The organism is Pedobacter sp. KACC 23697, assembly GCF_045348445.1.
Classification (GTDB): Bacteria; Bacteroidota; Bacteroidia; order Sphingobacteriales; family Sphingobacteriaceae; genus Pedobacter.
This window is the reverse complement of record NZ_CP157485.1, coordinates 1-16,520: the sequence shown is the minus strand read 5'-3', so window position 1 is coordinate 16,520 and position 16,520 is coordinate 1. Positions and strand designations below refer to the sequence as shown.

Genomic DNA, 16,520 nt, shown 5'->3' with positions numbered 1-16,520 from the left:
GTTTCCTGTGTGTATGGGCTGGGTCCTGTCCTGCTGTACGCTTTATCCTTTTGGGAAACCTGATCTGTTAGGCAGATTAACCCGCCCAAAAGGGATGCCGCTCCCATCAGGGCTATTTAACCCGGGACCGAAGAAGAATAGCAACGTAAGATGGATAAACGATGATCTATGGTCTCTGCGGATATCGGTGTGTTCGGCGGATACAGCTAACTTGACTTTCCTTAACCCCTCAATGGTGTGAAACCACCCTATACCCCATGCGCTTCGCCCGCTGCCCAAACCCCTGTAAACGAAGAAAACCCTTCAACATTTCTGCTGAAGGGTTTCTTTTAAGATCTGGCACCGACCTACTCTCCCACGTGTTACCGCAGTACCATCGGCTCTGGTGGGCTTAACTTCTCTGTTCGGAATGGGAAGAGGTGGACACCACCGATATAGGCACCTGAATATTTTTAATGTTGAGCGGTTGGCGTTTCGCGTCAGGCGTTTACCGCTGTACGCTCAGCGCTATACGCTAAACAGTGACATATTATTGAAAGAAGTTAGTTTGAAGAACAAACAACAGTCTGTTTGCTTTGAAAGCTTCGGATGATTAGTACTACTCGACTGTGCTGTCACCAGCTTTACATCTGTAGCCTATCAACGTAGTAGTCTGCTACGGTCCTATATGGAATTCTCATCTCGTGGCTAGTTTCGCACTTAGATGCTTTCAGCGCTTATCTATTCCCAGCGTAGCTACTCTGCAATGCCCCTGGCGGAACAACAGATTCACTAGAGGCTGGTCCAACCCGGTCCTCTCGTACTAAGGTCAGCCCCACTCAAAATTCCTACGCCCACAACAGATAGGGACCGAACTGTCTCGCGACGTTCTGAACCCAGCTCGCGTGCCACTTTAATCGGCGAACAGCCGAACCCTTGGGACCTTCTCCAGCCCCAGGATGTGACGAGCCGACATCGAGGTGCCAAACCTCCCCGTCGATATGAGCTCTTGGGGGAGATCAGCCTGTTATCCCCAGCGTACCTTTTATCCTTTGAGCGATGGCCCTTCCATGCAGAACCACCGGATCACTATATCCGTCTTTCGACCCTGATCGACCTGTATGTCTCACAGTCAAGCAAGCTTATGCTATTGCACTCCGCGTACGGTTACCAAGCGTACTGAGCTTACCTTTGAAAGCCTCCGTTACCTTTTTGGAGGCGACCACCCCAGTCAAACTACCCATCAAACAATGTCTCCCTCTTTGAAGGATTAGACACCGAATACAGAAAGGGTGGTATTTCAACGTTGGCTCCACGACGCCTAGCGACGCCGCTTCAAAGCCTCCCACCTATCCTACACATCCTGTATCCAATGTCAATGTTAAATTGTAGTGAAGGTGCATGGGGTCTTTCCGTCCCGTTGCGGGTACCCGGCGTCTTCACCGGGACCACAATTTCACCGAGCTCATGGCTGAGACAGCGCCCAGATCGTTACACCATTCGTGCAGGTCGGAACTTACCCGACAAGGAATTTCGCTACCTTAGGACCGTTATAGTTACGGCCGCCGTTTACTGGGGCTTCGATTCAATGCTTCTCTTACGATGACATCCCCTCTTAACCTTCCAGCACCGGGCAGGTGTCAGGCCTTATACCTCATCTTTCGATTTTGCAAAGCCATGTGTTTTTGTTAAACAGTCGCCTGGGCCTTTTCACTGCGGCTGACATTACTGCCAGCGCCCCTTCTCCCGAAGTTACAGGGCCATTTTGCCGAGTTCCTTAGCCATGATTCACTCGAGCACCTTAGAATCCTCTTCCCGGATACCTGTGTCGGTTTGCGGTACGGGTTTTTATAACCTGAAGCTTAGCGGTTTTTCTTGGAAGTCTGATTACCTGCTCTATCCACGCACCCGAAGGCTTGCGGTACTATCAGCGCTCAGCTAGATCGGCGGATTTGCCTACCGTTCTAATACCTACAGCCTTTAACGATCTATTCCGTCAGATCGCGGCAGTGTCACTACTCCGTCCCCACATCGCAGTTATAAAAAGTACGGGAATATTAACCCGTTGTCCATCGAATTTCCCCTTCGGGTTCTCCTTAGGTCCCGACTAACCCTGATCCGATTAGCGTTGATCAGGAAACCTTATCCTTTCGGTGGGCGGGTTTCTCGCCCGCCTTATCGTTACTTATGCCTACATTTGCTTTTCTATAAGCTCCAGCACCCATTACCAGGTACCTTCACTGCCGATAGAATGCTCCCCTACCGATATATTTCAATCCCATAGCTTCGGTGTACAGTTTAATGCCCGTTTATTATCCATGCCCGATCGCTCGACTAGTGAGCTGTTACGCACTCTTTAAATGAATGGCTGCTTCCAAGCCAACATCCTAGCTGTCTGTGCAATCGGACCTCGTTAGTTCAACTTAACTGTAACTTGGGGACCTTAGCTGATGGTCTGGGTTCTTTCCCTCTCGGCGCGTGACCTTAGCACCCCGCGCCTCACTGCCGGTTATATTATATAGCATTCGGAGTTTGTCTGGATTTGGTAGGATTTGACTCCCCCGCACCCAATCAGTAGCTCTACCTCTATATAACTCTACACCGACGCTGTTCCTAAAAACATTTCGGGGAGTACGAGCTATTTCCCAGTTTGATTAGCCTTTCACCCCTACCCACAGATCATCCGGAAACTTTTCAACGTTTATCGGTTCGGTCCTCCAGTACGTGTTACCGCACCTTCAACCTGTCCATGGGTAGATCACAAGGTTTCGCGTCTACCTCCTCTGACTATACGCCCTATTCAGACTCGCTTTCGCTTCGGATCCGTGCCTGAAGCACTTAACCTTGCCAGAGAAGAGTAACTCGTAGGCTCATTATGCAAAAGGCACGCCGTCACTGGACCTGCCAGCTCCGACCGCTTGTAAGTACACGGTTTCAGGTTCTATTTCACTCCCCTGTTCGGGGTTCTTTTCACCTTTCCCTCACGGTACTGGTTCACTATCGGTCTCTCAGGAGTATTTAGCCTTACCGGATGGTGCCGGCTGATTCCCACAAGGCGTCTCCGACCTCGCGGTACTCAGGATACTGCTAGGCTAGCATTCTATACGTGTACCGGGCTATCACCGTGTATCGCTGGGCTTCCCATCCCATTCCACTTCTGGTTGCTAATGCCATGTTGCAGTCCTACAACCCCCACTTTGCCGTAACAAGGTAGGTTTGGGCTCTTTCCCTTTCGCTCGCCACTACTCAGGAAATCATTGTTATTTTCTCTTCCTCTGCTTACTTAGATGTTTCAGTTCGGCAGGTTTGCTCATTATATGTGACATGTCTTCAACATGCCGGGTTGCCCCATTCGGAAATCTTCGGATCAATTCCTATTTGCAAATACCCGAAGCTTATCGCAGCTTATCACGTCCTTCATCGCCTCTGAGAGCCAAGGCATCCCCCGTGTACTCTTTATTACTTTCTTCTACTCATATGCCTTTTGCGCCATATGGTATGCTTTTTTGCTCTTGTTATGATGTCTCATTCCCAACTTTACGTCGGGAGAGCACAAACACAACAGTCGCCTATTGTTGTTTGCTCTTCTTTTTTAACTTCTTCCAATATGTCAAAGAACTTTATTAAGGTTGAAGGGGGAGGGTGTAAAGGTGGAGGGTTTCATTGTCCTGCGCCTAAGCCTCTGCTTAACCTTATTAGTAAAAAACTGCGGTCTCGAACCGTTTCATATTTCGATATCATTATATCTGTATATGTGCCCCATGGCGTTTTCTTCTTTTATTTTTTCTTTATGTCAATGTATATTACCGATCCCGATAATAAGGTGTTTTCTGTTTTTTAAAAGCTTTCTGCTTTGGTCTTTAAGCTTTACAGCTCCAAGGTGGAGAATAACGGAGTCGAACCGTTGACCTCCTGCGTGCAAGGCAGGCGCTCTAGCCAGCTGAGCTAATCCCCCAGAGTATCAGTTTCCATTGTTCAGTTATCAGTTTCCAGTTATGATAACTGTTAACTGCAAACCGCCAATTGTAAACTTCAATGGTAGTCCCGTCCAGATTTGAACTGGAGACCCCTACATTATCAGTGTAGTGCTCTAACCAGGCTGAGCTACGGGACTTCTTGTTTTAAGGTAAAGCATCTGTTCGCAGTATATAGTATCTTACCGCTACTGCTTCCTTTGGCTTCCCCTTCTTGTCTCCGTTAAGCTTACCTTGATAGCAGCCCACCGTTTTCTTCTGGGTGTTTCTTTTTTTCTCTTGTGTTTTTAAAGTAGTCAGTATCAAGTATCAACAACCGCCTTTCAGCTTTAGTCTTTATGCTTTAACATTCTACCTTAATTCGAAATATCATGTTGCGTGGCGAGTAGGCGGTGCTACTCCAGAAAGGAGGTATTCCAGCCGCACCTTCCGGTACGGCTACCTTGTTACGACTTAGCCCCAGTTATCGGTTTTACCCTAGGACGCTCCTTGCGGTTACATACTTTAGGTACCCCCAACTTCCATGGCTTGACGGGCGGTGTGTACAAGGCCCGGGAACGTATTCACCGCGTCATTGCTGATACGCGATTACTAGCGAATCCAACTTCATGGGGTCGAGTTGCAGACCCCAATCCGAACTGTGAACGGCTTTGTGAGATTCGCATCATATTGCTATGTAGCTGCCCTCTGTACCGTCCATTGTAGCACGTGTGTAGCCCCGGACGTAAGGGCCATGATGACTTGACGTCGTCCCCTCCTTCCTCTCTGTTTGCACAGGCAGTCTGTTTAGAGTCCCCACCTTTACATGCTGGCAACTAAACATAGGGGTTGCGCTCGTTGCGGGACTTAACCCAACACCTCACGGCACGAGCTGACGACAGCCATGCAGCACCTAGTTTCGTGTGATTGCTCACTGATCTATCTCTAGATCATTCACTAACTTTCAAGCCCGGGTAAGGTTCCTCGCGTATCATCGAATTAAACCACATGCTCCTCCGCTTGTGCGGGCCCCCGTCAATTCCTTTGAGTTTCACCCTTGCGGGCGTACTCCCCAGGTGGAACACTTAACGCTTTCGCTTAGCCGCTGACTGTGTATCGCCAACAGCGAGTGTTCATCGTTTAGGGCGTGGACTACCAGGGTATCTAATCCTGTTTGATCCCCACGCTTTCGTGCCTCAGCGTCAATAAGACCATAGTAAGCTGCCTTCGCAATCGGTGTTCTGAGACATATCTATGCATTTCACCGCTACTTGTCTCATTCCGCCTACCTCTAGTCCATTCAAGCCCATCAGTATCAAGGGCACTGCGATAGTTGAGCTACCGTCTTTCACCCCTGACTTAACAGGCCGCCTACGCACCCTTTAAACCCAATAAATCCGGATAACGCTTGGATCCTCCGTATTACCGCGGCTGCTGGCACGGAGTTAGCCGATCCTTATTCTTCCGGTACATTCAGCTCTGCTCACGAGCAGAGGTTTATTCCCGGATAAAAGCAGTTTACAACCCATAGGGCAGTCTTCCTGCACGCGGCATGGCTGGTTCAGAGTTGCCTCCATTGACCAATATTCCTTACTGCTGCCTCCCGTAGGAGTCTGGTCCGTGTCTCAGTACCAGTGTGGGGGGTCATCCTCTCAGATCCCCTAGTCATCGTCGCCTTGGTGGGCCGTTACCCCGCCAACTAGCTAATGACACGCATGCCCATCTTTATCCCATAAATGTTTGATCATTAAATAATGCTATTCTGTGATTTTATGCGGTATTAATCCGGATTTCTCCGGGCTATCCCCCTGATAAAGGTAGGTTGCATACGCGTTACGCACCCGTGCGCCACTTTCTCTTCCAGCAAGCTGGAAAATATCGTTCGACTTGCATGTATTAGGCCTGCCGCTAGCGTTCATCCTGAGCCAGGATCAAACTCTCCATTGTAAAATGTGTTGTAAGATGCTGACCAGTTTTAACTATTGTTAAAAATAGTCTTCTTTTTTTTTATGTTGTCTGTTAGACACCACCTTTAAAATAAAGCTACGTAATCATGTACTTTGATCGGTACTCCATTACCTCGCTACGCTACATTGACATCTCTTTTAAGAACTTATTGACTGTTGTTGCCTCACGGCCCGTCTTTATATATCTTCAAACTTCTGTTCGTTCAAGTCTTATTCGTCTTCAACGTGTTTCCGTTTGTTTCAATCTTTTTTGTTGTTTGTGCAACATCCGCTGCTCCAACTTTTTTGCCCTTCGTTTCAGTTGGGAGTGCAAAGGTAAGGAACTTTTCCGAACTTCCAAATAAAATAAATTTTATTTTTTAAGCCTTCTTTTTTTTCCTTGTTTGCTTTTCAATATGCCAGGTTTAACTGGCTTTCCGTTCTTCCGAACCGGGCTGCAAAGGTAGCAATCTTTTACGCTTCCGCAATATTTATTTTAAAATAAATCTCGCTCCCTGTATCTCTATGCCTGCCTTTCAAACTAAAACCCTTCCTCCGAAGCGGGATGCAAAAGTAGGAAAAATATCACAGCATCCAAACGTTTTCTCCGGGAGAATACTGCCTTTTATGTAAGTTCATGATTTTCAGTAAGAAAAAGTTTTGATGCGCTTAAAACTTTTTAAGGAATTGAGTGTTTGCACCTGCCGATAAACGCCGCAGGTTTTGAAAGCCCGTGAGGGTTGATCTAAAAAACTTCCGAAACTTCCCCCTGCACCCAGCCCCTTAAAACTTCCGGATCACCTGCCCACCTAAACCCGATAGCAGCGGAAAACACGAAGGTGAGGAACGAACCGAGGCTTTGAAGCGAATAACGGGAACATACCTATATAGTAGCACGAAACCTGCTTTACTGAAAAAAGTAATAAAAAAATTCTAAAAGAATAAACAAAGCCTAACAAAGGATTGTGGTATCGATATTTTGAACAATAATTAATACTTTTATAGCCTTTAATAAACCATCCAAACCAATGAAGTTGATGCTCAAAATATACTTTTCTATGCTATTTATCGGCATAGCAGAAATTAGTTACGCGCAAAATTACAAAAATGAGCTTGTTATTATATCCGAGAATGATGCTTATATTGATATTACCAGCGACCGCTATTATACAAACGGTGCTTTTATTAAATTTAGGCATGCTTTAAATGGTGAAAAACTGAAAACCGCGAGAAGCAAAGAGATTATCGGCTTTGAGCTTGGTCAAAAAATATACAATCCCTATTATAGTTTCGTGCCTAATCCGGCTTTACATGACAGGCCTTTCACAGCGTACTTATATGGCGAGGCTAATTATAGCCGGTTTTACAATAACAAACAGCTGTTAAAGGTTTCGGCACAGCTTGGCGTTACGGGAAAAGATGCTTTGGGCGAAAAATTTCAGAAAGCATTTCACAAATTAGTTGGTCAAAACCAGATTGAAGGTTGGGAATATGGCTTAAAAAGTGAGCCTGCACTGAACTTGGGCGCCGAATACAACAAGCTTTTAATAACCACCAATAATAAGGTATTCGATGTTACCGGAACGGCTTCAGCTGCACTTGGCAACGTGATTACAAAGGCAAACCTTGGCACCATGTTCCGTTTGGGCAGATTTAACGATATGGAAGGCTCAGCAGCTTTTAACAGTTTGGTGAGTAATAACAATGACTATAAAGCGCCACGTAAATACGAACTTTTTCTTTCGGTTAGTCCGCAATTACATGCTGTGGCATTTGATTCGAGCCTGCAGGGTGGTTTATTCAGGAGTGATAAGGGACCGATTACCTTTAAACCAAAACCTTTTGTTTTTACCACTCAGCTGGGCTTAACTTTTGCCATTGCACGCTGGACAGCCAATTACACCGCTACCTTTACCTCGAATGAAGTTAAAAACAGTGCGACCGGCTACCGTTATGCCTTTTATAGTCTTGCTTACCGTTTTAGTAAAAACTAATGAAAAAACAACTACTCCTTTTTATTTTCGTTATTACCGTTTGCTCACTTGCGAAGGCTCAAATTGCTCCTGAGAACCATTCAATTATTCTTAAGCCCATATTTGGCACACATATCAATAACGATCAGGGACATTTGTTTCAGGATCAGATTACCGGATTTGATGCCGCTTATTTTAAGGACATTAGCCAGAACAGCGATAAATGGATTGGATTTAGTGGAGCTAAATCTTACGGGGTCGGTTTTATTTTTAGGGATTTAAGCAAACTGAAAGGTACAAAAGATACTTCGGCCAATGCTTTTGGGCAGGTATATGGCCTGGTAGCCCAGATGGATTTCCAGTTATTGAAAATCGGGAAAGCCAAATTTAATTTTACACCTGGTGTCGGCTTGGGTTATACAAACAAGTATTATTATAATAATACCAAAAACAGATTTTTGGGAAGCCCGGTTAACGAAACCATTAAAGCAGATTTAGGCATGGAGTTGCCAATAAGCAAATTCACTGATTTACTCTTGGGTTTAGGTTTCTTACATGTTTCAAATGGTGGTGCAACGGTGCCTAACGGAGGTTTGAATACTGGAAATGTTTATATAGGCTTAAAGTTAAACAATCAGAAGCCATTAACTGCAGAGCGGAAAAGCACCTATACTACTTTACAGCGCAATTCTATTGAACTTAGTGCGGGTTTAGGCGCCAGGGGGGTATTTGGTGACAGAACCAAAAGCTTATACAAAAGCGGGATTTATGCAGGTTACAATTTTTACCTGAATGATATCATGTCGCTTAAGGCAGGTGCCGATGCGGTTTATTACTATACCACTTTCGATCCCAATAATTATAGCAACACGTTTCAAAACTACGGCACCTCATATGATAAATGGCGCACAGGCATCAGTATTGGTGCCGACATTAATTTATGGAGGGTAACTATCGCAGCTCAGATCGGGAAATACATCCACTACAACAGATTAATGGATAAAGCGACCTGGTACTGGACATTTGGACCTACATTTAATATTACTCCACATATTGGATTACAAGCCAAAACCTATATGCACTTTGCACAGGCAGATTTTGTAAACTGGGGGGTGGTGTACAGGTTTTAATACTGTCCGGTACTAAGTAATACTAAAGTGCAGGCTTCAACAGGTTCGATATCATGCTGATCCAATAGTTTCTCCAGTTCGTAATTTTCAGTGCCTGGATTGAAGATTACCCGCTTTGGCTTGGTAGCCAGAATATAATCGTGGTATTGTGGCTGCAAAGCAGGACCAATATATAAGGTAATGGTATCGATATCCTGATGGATTTCTCCGGGCTTTTCAATTTCAACACCTGCTACTTCTCCTTTTTTTATGCCAACATTAACAATGTCATGATTGAAGCGCTTGAGCATATGGGCTGCCTTGTACGAATATCTTGATGGGTCTGGCGATGCGCCAATAATTAAAGTCTTTTTCATTTTAAAATTGATTATTCAGATGAAGAGATTACACCGATTGAAAGTTACGCAAATCAAAATTTAGATAATAAAGCAATCTGACCGGAGTGGTAGGCATGGTGTTGTGCCAAACCGCTTACCAATTCTATATTGGTTACCCCCGTACCTAATGCAGGATTACGCTCGCCCTTTACTTCATCATCCCATTGGTTATCTTTCAGGCTTTCACAAAGGCGGATCAGTTCTTCGTTCGCAATTTTAAAATCAAAGATAATGCGCTCCCAAGCCTGGGCTGTCCGCTCTTCAGGTTCAGGCCAATCGCCTCTTTCAGGCTCAGCAGCTGGTTTACCTATCAACCTGGAAGAAACTTCTTCGGTCCATGCGGTTAAGTGCAGGGCAATTTCGGCAATAGAATGTGCGCCCGGTACAAAATGACTAAATGCAATTTCAGGATTCACATTATTTAGTGTCTGCATCACATGGTTACCATGCCAGGCATCTCCGTTAAAAGCTTTTTTTATTTCGTTTGTAATATTGAACATGACAAAATAACAATTGGCATACTATAAAAGTTTGTTATGATGCGTTCAATATTGCATTTGCACAGTTAATTCCATCAATTGCTGCCGAAACAATCCCACCGGCATAACCTGCCCCTTCTGCACAGGGATATAAACCTTTTACCTGGGGGTGCTGATAAGTCTCTTTATCTCTCGGAATCCTTACCGGAGAGGAAGTTCTGCTTTCTACTCCTACTAAAATAGCTTCATTTGTGTAATAGCCCCTTATTTTTTTACCAAATAAAGGCAATGCCGCGCGCAGACTATCAGATACAAATTCAGGAAGGATATTATCCAGCATCGAACTTTTGGTTCCAGGCAGATAGGAGTTCTTTGGCAAATCTATCGATAATTTATTGTTCACAAAATCGACCATACGCTGTGCAGGGGCTACCAGGTTTCCGCCACCGGCCTCAAAAGCCATTTTCTCGATCTCCGATTGAAAATGCAACATCCTCAGCGGATCATAACCCTGAACATCATTTAACGTCACCTGAACTACCGTCCCCGAATTGGCATAAGGATTATTCCTTTTAGATGGCGACCAGCCGTTAACCACTATTTCATTTTCGCCAGTAGAACAGGGAGCAATTATACCTCCAGGGCACATACAAAAAGAAAATACGCCGCGTGCACCAACCTGCTCAACTAAACTGTAATAAGCTGGCGGCAAAAATTCAGAACGGATATCGCAGTGGTATTGGGCTGAATCGATAATTTCCTGGGGATGTTCAATCCGCACACCTAAAGCAAATGGCTTGGCTTCAATTAAGATGTTTTTACTGTTCAATAATTGATACACATCTCTTGCAGAATGACCAGTTGCCAGGATAATATTATCAGCAAGGAGTTTTTCTTCAAAATTCACCTCTATTCCTTTTACCTTTCCAAATTCGATCAAAATGTCGGTCATCTTACTATCGAAAAATACCTCTCCCCCGGCATTCAAAATGGTATCTTTTATCGCAGTAATGATGTGTGGAAGTTTGTTGGTACCAATATGCGGACGGGCATCAATGGCAATATCAGGTTCTGCCCCATGGTTTACAAAAACCTGCAGTACTTTATTAATATCGCCACGTTTATTGGAACGTGTATATAGTTTACCGTCAGAGTAGGTACCTGCGCCGCCTTCGCCATAACAATAATTAGATTCGGTGTTAACCAAACCTTGCTTATTGATGGCTGCCAGATCTCTCCGGCGTTGTTTAACGTCTTTACCTCTTTCGATAATTATGGGTTTTAATCCATTTTCAATACATTGCAGTGCCGCAAACAAACCTGCCGGGCCAGCGCCGATGATAATTACCGGTTTGGCTCCGCTCACGTTGGGGTAGTTGAGGGTATAAACTTCAGGAATGGCTTCTTCATCTACAAAAACCCTTACCTGTAAACGAAAAATCACCTTTCTGGAACGGGCATCGATCGATCTTTTCAGAATTTCGTAGCCTTTAATTCTTGTTTCAGAAAGTTTTAAACCTTCGGCCAGTTTCTGTTTAATAACTTCAGTTTGCTCAACCTGATCAGGGAGCAAAGTAATTTCGATGTCTTTCTGCATATTCAGTCAGGTTTTTATCCTGAACAATACAAAGATAGGCAACTGATAGCATATTTGATGATTTCAGGTGATGAATAAAAGTTATTAACAGACTAAAGTATCCTTTATTTTTTTGGAAAGCAAATGCGGTATTCCATAGGTCGGTTTCTTCCCGCTCTACCTCCTGCCCCGGTCAAGGCCGGGGGCATCCGTTCGATCGGGTTTATACGGGTTATTTCTGCTACTATTTCGGTTTTCCATGCTACGGACCTAATGGTATAGCCCTGATCGGAGCGGGCATTCCGATTAAGCACCAGGTTATATAATATTTTGGTGTGCCTGCTGGTTTCACAGGTTTTCACCGGGATAAAGCGGAGAGCAGGAACATCCGCTTAAAAAATGTGGGGAACCTCGCGCTCCAAAACAAAAAACATTAATATAATCTCATTAAATTCAAGGAGTAGCTTGTCAACCTGTCAGATAAATACCGAAAGTGTAACAAAGGCATGCAATTTGATATCTAATTCGTAAATTGACCATCAATCAATTCTATTAAAAAGACAAAACCATAAAAATGAAAAGATTAATATTTGGATTTTTAGCTGCAGTTATTGCAGTGAGCACTTTAAGTTCATGCGGCTATAACAGCATGGTTAAATTGGATGAGAACGTTAAATCGAAATGGGGAACGGTGCAAACCCAGTATCAAAGAAGAGCAGATTTGATTCCGAACCTGGTAGCTACAGTAAAAGGGGCGGCTAAATTTGAGCAGGGTACTTTAACAGCCGTAACCGAAGCACGTGCAAAAGCAACACAGATGACAGTTAAAGCTGATGAACTAACGCCGGAGAACATCCAAAAATATCAGGCTGCTCAGGGACAATTGAGCCAGGCTTTAGGTAAATTATTATCCATTACAGAAAATTATCCTGAATTAAGGGCAACACAACAATTTAGTGATTTATCGGCGCAACTGGAAAGTACCGAAAACAGGATTACTGTTGCGCGTAAAGATTTTAATGATGCCGTACAGGAATATAATGGTAAAATCAGATCTTTCCCTACTAATTTAACAGCTGGCATGTTCGGATTTAAACCTAAAGGATATTTTGAGGCTGATGCTTCTGCAAAAGATGCACCTAAAGTAGAATTTTAATATTCCCGACAAAAGATATAAGGGTAGTGAATGTTTATAAACTAAACATTTATTACCCTTTTTACTTCATATAAAAATAAGTACATGCCATTATTTTCAGATATTGAACAAGAAAGAATAGCAAATGCAATCTCCGATGCGGAAAGAGCAACTTCCGGAGAAATTAGAATTGCTATTGATAAACATTGCGCAGGCGATCCGTATGAAAAGGCCACCGAATATTTTGCTAAACTGGATATGGATAAAACTGCAAAGAGAAATGGTGTGCTGATCTACCTGGCACATGCCGACCATAAATTTGCCATTATAGGCGATGTTGGCATTCACCAGGTGGTGCCTGACAACTTTTGGGAAACGACTAAAATTGCCATGACAGCGCATTTTGCAAAAGGTAATCTGGCTGATGGCATTATTGCAGGCATAGCATTGGCCGGAGAAAAGTTAGCCTTGTTTTTCCCTCCGCAAAAAGGTGATATTAATGAATTGCCGAACGATATTGTTTTTATGGATAACCTAAAGAACAAATAAGATGAAGAAAATATTCCTTTTATCATTATTCAGTTTATTATTCACTTTTGCTTTTGCGCAGGATTTTCCAGAAAAGCCTAACACTTTAGTTAACGATTATGCCAATGTATTACCGGCAGATCAGAAACAGGCGCTCGAAAATAAACTTGTAACCTTTAACGACTCATCCTCCACACAGATCGCCATTGCTATTTTAAAATCTATAGGCGATTATGATATTAATGAATATGCCGTAGAACTGGGCAGAAAATGGGGTGTTGGCCAAAATGGCAAAAACAACGGCATTATGATTGTTGTGGCCGTGGGCGACCGAAAAATTTCTATCCAAACAGGCTACGGCCTGGAAGGTGCACTACCCGACATTTATGCCAAGCGGATCATTGATAACGATATTAAACCCAATTTTAAAGCTGGGAATTATTATGCAGGCCTGGATGAAGCTACCACATCGATTATAAAATATACCAGAGGTGAATATAAAAACGATAACCCGAAAGCCTCGTCAAAAAAAGGTGGCTCAGGTAGTATTGTTATCATTATTATTATTGTAATTGTGATTATCATCATCATGCGAAAAGGTGGAGGTGGTGGAAGTGAAGTAATTGGCGGACGCGGCGCATCTAATGCATTATTTTGGGCTATGCTCTTTGGAAGTGGCGGTGGCCGGAGCAGCGGTGGCTGGGGCGGCGGTTCTTCTGGCGGTGGCGGTGGATTCGGTGGTTTTGGCGGAGGAAGCTTTGGTGGAGGCGGTAGCAGCGGAAGCTGGTAACGTAGTCCGTAGTCCGTAGTCCGTAGTCCGTAGTCCGTAGTCCGTAGTCCGTAGTCCGTAGTCCGTAGATTGGAAAAGATTTTTGTTCTGAATGTTACAGAATATTTTAACTTTTTAACAACCTAACATTACAACAATAATGTACCGAAGAGATTTAATCACAGCAGAAATACAAAAACTTGCACAGGTTCTGGCCCGTATTATGGGCTTAAAGTTGGAGGGAAAATTGGCTGAGGCCAACCAGCTTTTTGACGAAACTATGGAAGGAGGCTTTAAGTTACCAAAAGAAATTCTTGAAAATGAAGATCTTTCTGTTTTTGAAAAGTGGCTCACTGCAGGTAACCTTCCTCCTGAAAAACTCGATTCGTTAAGCGAATTTCTATATTATGAGTTAGGGCTAAGCCAGGAGCGTAACCAAAGCATAGCGCCCAAACTTAATTTAGTTTATCAATACTTGTCAGACAAACATAAGATTGTACATTTGGTAAATCTGCACCGCCAGAAAACGATACAGCAATACATACGCTAAGCGCCTGGCGCACGGCACTAAACAATATAAATTAAATGATTATAGAAAAGTGGCAGAAACTTGCCTCTAAATATTTAGTACGCGCACAGTGGGCTACCTTGCGTATTGATGAAGTAAAGCTTCCAGGTGGCGTGATAAAAGACGATTATTATGTTTTAGAGTATCCTAACTGGGTTAATGCGATAGCACTTACAGAAGCAGGGAAAATAATTATGGTACGCCAGTACCGCCATGCAGCTGATATTATTTCGCTTGAGGTTCCTGGTGGTGTAATTGACGGTGATGAAGCTCCGGAGTTTGCCGTGAAACGTGAATTATTGGAAGAGACCGGTTACAGTTTTAAAACCTGTAAATTTGTTGCCGAACTTTATCCTAATCCAGCTACTTCAAACAACAGAACCTTTACCTATTTCTTAACGGGTGGTATCAAAACCCATGAGCAGCATCTAGATGAACACGAAATTTTAAATGTGGAAGAATATACTGTTGAGGAGGTAAAGCAACTGATCAAAGAAAATAAAATAGCCCAGGCGTTACATGTTGCTGCTTTGTTTTACGGACTCGAAGAAATAGCTCAAGGTTAATAAAATTCGAGATAGGTCCCTTATTCCTATCTCAAAAATTATAGTTAAAAAAAGCAGCCAGATTTTAAACATCTGGCTGCTTTTTTATTGAGCAATAAGCTTGTAAAAGCTTAGCTCATTTTTAATTTCTTTTGGATATCGTGTACATAAGCTTTGAACTTCTTATCGGTATCGATTAAATCTTCTACCGTTTGGCAAGCATAAATTACGGTACTATGATCGCGGCCACCGAAGAAAGCACCAATTGTTTTTAACGACGATTTGGTATGGCTTTTAGAAAGATACATTGAAATCTGACGGGCCTGAACAATTTCGCGTTTACGTGTTTGCGACTTTACCATATCAACAGGAACCTCGAAATACTCGCAAACCAATTTCTGGATGTATTCCATTGAAATTTCTTTTGAAGTATTTTTGATAAAATTCTTCAGCATCTGTTTAGCCAGGGCTAAATCGATTTCTTTTTTATTCAAAGTGGCTTGTGCCAGAAGAGATACCATAGCCCCTTCTAACTCACGCACATTATTATCAATGTTATGCGCAACATACTCTACCACTTCGCCGGGCAACTCAATACCATCGGCATACATTTTTTTCCTTAAAATGGCGATACGCGTTTCCAGATCAGGAATCTGTAAATCTGCAGACAAACCCCATTTAAAGCGGCTCAATAAACGCTCTTCCAAACCAGCTAAATCTTTTGGCGCCTTATCTGATGTTAAGATTACCTGTTTGCCCGATTGATGCAGGTGATTAAAAATGTGGAAGAAAATATCCTGTGTTTTTTCTTTGCCTGCAAAGTTATGTACATCATCCATGATGATGACATCCATCGCCTGGTAAAAATTAACGAAATCGTTAATGGTATTGTTTTTTAGGGAATCTACGAACTGCTGACAGAATTTCTCACAACTTACGTAGATCACCAGTTTATCTGGCATACTGCGTTTAATCTCATTACCGATTGCCTGCGCCAGGTGTGTTTTACCCAAACCAACTCCACCGTAAATCATTAAAGGGTTAAAAGACGTACCGCCCGGTTTAGCCGCTACAGCGTAACCTGCAGAACGTGCCAAGCGGTTGCAATCTCCCTCAATATAATTTTCGAAAGTATAGTTAGCGTTTAATTGCGGATCAACATTTAATTTTTTTAATCCGGGGATAATAAATGGGTTTTTAATATCCTTATTAATGGAAACCGGAATCGGCATCGATTGTACCTTTGCCTCCGCTCCGTTTCCATTTGAGGGCATATTGGTAGTATAAGGATTACCGCTGTTTGATGATTTATCTACAACGATATTATATTCCAACCTGCCATCCTCTCCAAGTTGTTTTTTTACAGTCTTGCGCAGCAAGCCTACATAATGTTCTTCAAGCCATTCGTAAAAGAACAAACTTGGCACCTGTATGGTTAAAACCTTGCCTTCCAATTTAAGAGCCGTTATTGGCTCGAACCAAGTTTTGAAACTTTGGCCCGGAATGTTATCCTTAATAATTTGAAGACAGTTCTTCCATACTTCTGTACAAGTTTTTTCCAT

11 protein-coding genes, 2 tRNA genes and 3 rRNA genes are annotated in these 16,520 nt (G+C 43.3%); 7 read left to right on the top strand and 9 right to left on the bottom strand.

The features are described from left to right. Positions 1-334 precede the first annotated feature (334 nt). From rrf to ABEG20_RS00060, 5 genes are all read right to left on the bottom strand, one after another. A 5S ribosomal RNA gene (rrf, locus tag ABEG20_RS00080) occupies positions 335-446 on the bottom strand. A gap of 127 nt (positions 447-573) precedes the next feature. Continuing rightward, positions 574-3,448, bottom strand: a 23S ribosomal RNA gene (locus ABEG20_RS00075). Positions 3,449-3,860: 412 nt separating this feature from the next. Then, a tRNA-Ala gene (locus ABEG20_RS00070) sits at positions 3,861-3,934 on the bottom strand. Between the two features lie 81 nt (positions 3,935-4,015). Continuing rightward, positions 4,016-4,093 (bottom strand) — tRNA-Ile (locus ABEG20_RS00065). 264 nt (positions 4,094-4,357) lie between these two features. After that, positions 4,358-5,879, bottom strand: a 16S ribosomal RNA gene (locus ABEG20_RS00060). Together the 16S, 23S and 5S rRNA genes with 2 tRNA genes alongside form the textbook arrangement of a ribosomal RNA operon. Positions 5,880-6,915: 1,036 nt before the next feature. On the opposite strand from ABEG20_RS00060, the gene ABEG20_RS00055 reads away from it, so the two are divergent. After that, positions 6,916-7,872, top strand: coding sequence for a lipid A deacylase LpxR family protein (locus tag ABEG20_RS00055; RefSeq protein ID WP_406825390.1), 957 nt, complete (start codon positions 6,916-6,918; stop codon positions 7,870-7,872). Next, positions 7,872-8,981 carry an acyloxyacyl hydrolase gene (locus ABEG20_RS00050; protein WP_406825389.1) on the top strand — a complete coding sequence of 370 codons (1,110 nt, stop codon included), beginning with the start codon at positions 7,872-7,874 and terminating at the stop codon, positions 8,979-8,981. The genes ABEG20_RS00055 and ABEG20_RS00050 overlap by 1 nt, the downstream gene beginning before the upstream one ends. On the opposite strand, the gene ABEG20_RS00045 is transcribed toward ABEG20_RS00050, so the two are convergent. The 3 genes from ABEG20_RS00045 to ABEG20_RS00035 are packed head-to-tail and all read right to left on the bottom strand — an operon-like array spanning position 8,978 to position 11,434. After that, positions 8,978-9,337, bottom strand: a complete 360-nt coding sequence (locus ABEG20_RS00045) for a CoA-binding protein (RefSeq protein ID WP_406825388.1) — start codon at positions 9,335-9,337, stop codon at positions 8,978-8,980. The genes ABEG20_RS00050 and ABEG20_RS00045 overlap by 4 nt on opposite strands. Positions 9,338-9,390: 53 nt before the next feature. After that, entirely contained in the window at positions 9,391-9,858 is a 468-nt protein-coding gene (locus ABEG20_RS00040) for a DinB family protein (protein ID WP_406825387.1), read from the bottom strand. A gap of 34 nt (positions 9,859-9,892) precedes the next feature. Then, positions 9,893-11,434, bottom strand: coding sequence for an NAD(P)/FAD-dependent oxidoreductase (locus ABEG20_RS00035; protein ID WP_406825386.1), 1,542 nt, complete (start codon positions 11,432-11,434; stop codon positions 9,893-9,895). A 553-nt stretch (positions 11,435-11,987) separates the two neighbouring features. Here ABEG20_RS00035 and ABEG20_RS00030 point away from each other — a divergent pair. The 5 genes from ABEG20_RS00030 to ABEG20_RS00010 all read left to right on the top strand — a co-directional run bounded on the left by ABEG20_RS00030 (position 11,988) and on the right by ABEG20_RS00010 (position 14,979). Next, on the top strand, positions 11,988-12,569 hold the full coding sequence (locus ABEG20_RS00030) for a LemA family protein (RefSeq protein WP_090502080.1): 582 nt from the start codon (positions 11,988-11,990) through the stop codon (positions 12,567-12,569). An 84-nt stretch (positions 12,570-12,653) separates the two neighbouring features. Continuing rightward, positions 12,654-13,097: a TPM domain-containing protein gene (locus ABEG20_RS00025; RefSeq protein WP_406825385.1), complete on the top strand. Its 444-nt coding sequence runs from the start codon at positions 12,654-12,656 to the stop codon at positions 13,095-13,097. Position 13,098: 1 nt separating this feature from the next. Then, positions 13,099-13,866, top strand: a complete 768-nt coding sequence (locus ABEG20_RS00020) for a TPM domain-containing protein (RefSeq protein ID WP_406825384.1) — start codon at positions 13,099-13,101, stop codon at positions 13,864-13,866. A gap of 139 nt (positions 13,867-14,005) precedes the next feature. Then, a complete protein-coding gene (locus ABEG20_RS00015; RefSeq protein WP_406825383.1) occupies positions 14,006-14,395 on the top strand; it encodes a hypothetical protein in 390 nt (129 codons plus the stop codon). 35 nt (positions 14,396-14,430) lie between these two features. Beyond that, a complete protein-coding gene (locus ABEG20_RS00010; protein ID WP_406825382.1) occupies positions 14,431-14,979 on the top strand; it encodes an NUDIX hydrolase in 549 nt (182 codons plus the stop codon). A 110-nt stretch (positions 14,980-15,089) separates the two neighbouring features. Here the strand turns inward: ABEG20_RS00010 and dnaA are convergent, their stop codons facing one another. After that, the gene (gene dnaA / locus ABEG20_RS00005) at positions 15,090-16,520 is read right to left on the bottom strand and encodes a chromosomal replication initiator protein DnaA (protein WP_090502090.1); all 1,431 of its coding nucleotides are present in this window, start codon (positions 16,518-16,520) and stop codon (positions 15,090-15,092) included.

Excerpts from the sequence above, each read along its gene's own strand:
- ABEG20_RS00055 (WP_406825390.1), top strand. The coding sequence starts at position 6,916 with ATGCTCAAAATATACTTTTCTATGCTATTTATCGGCATAGCAGAAATT.
- ABEG20_RS00050 (WP_406825389.1), top strand. The coding sequence starts at position 7,872 with ATGAAAAAACAACTACTCCTTTTTATTTTCGTTATTACCGTTTGCTCA.
- ABEG20_RS00045 (WP_406825388.1), bottom strand. The coding sequence starts at position 9,337 with ATGAAAAAGACTTTAATTATTGGCGCATCGCCAGACCCATCAAGATAT.
- ABEG20_RS00040 (WP_406825387.1), bottom strand. The coding sequence starts at position 9,858 with ATGTTCAATATTACAAACGAAATAAAAAAAGCTTTTAACGGAGATGCC.
- ABEG20_RS00035 (WP_406825386.1), bottom strand. The coding sequence starts at position 11,434 with ATGCAGAAAGACATCGAAATTACTTTGCTCCCTGATCAGGTTGAGCAA.
- ABEG20_RS00030 (WP_090502080.1), top strand. The coding sequence starts at position 11,988 with ATGAAAAGATTAATATTTGGATTTTTAGCTGCAGTTATTGCAGTGAGC.
- ABEG20_RS00025 (WP_406825385.1), top strand. The coding sequence starts at position 12,654 with ATGCCATTATTTTCAGATATTGAACAAGAAAGAATAGCAAATGCAATC.
- ABEG20_RS00020 (WP_406825384.1), top strand. The coding sequence starts at position 13,099 with ATGAAGAAAATATTCCTTTTATCATTATTCAGTTTATTATTCACTTTT.
- ABEG20_RS00015 (WP_406825383.1), top strand. The coding sequence starts at position 14,006 with ATGTACCGAAGAGATTTAATCACAGCAGAAATACAAAAACTTGCACAG.
- ABEG20_RS00010 (WP_406825382.1), top strand. The coding sequence starts at position 14,431 with ATGATTATAGAAAAGTGGCAGAAACTTGCCTCTAAATATTTAGTACGC.
- dnaA (WP_090502090.1), bottom strand. The coding sequence starts at position 16,520 with ATGGAAAAAACTTGTACAGAAGTATGGAAGAACTGTCTTCAAATTATT.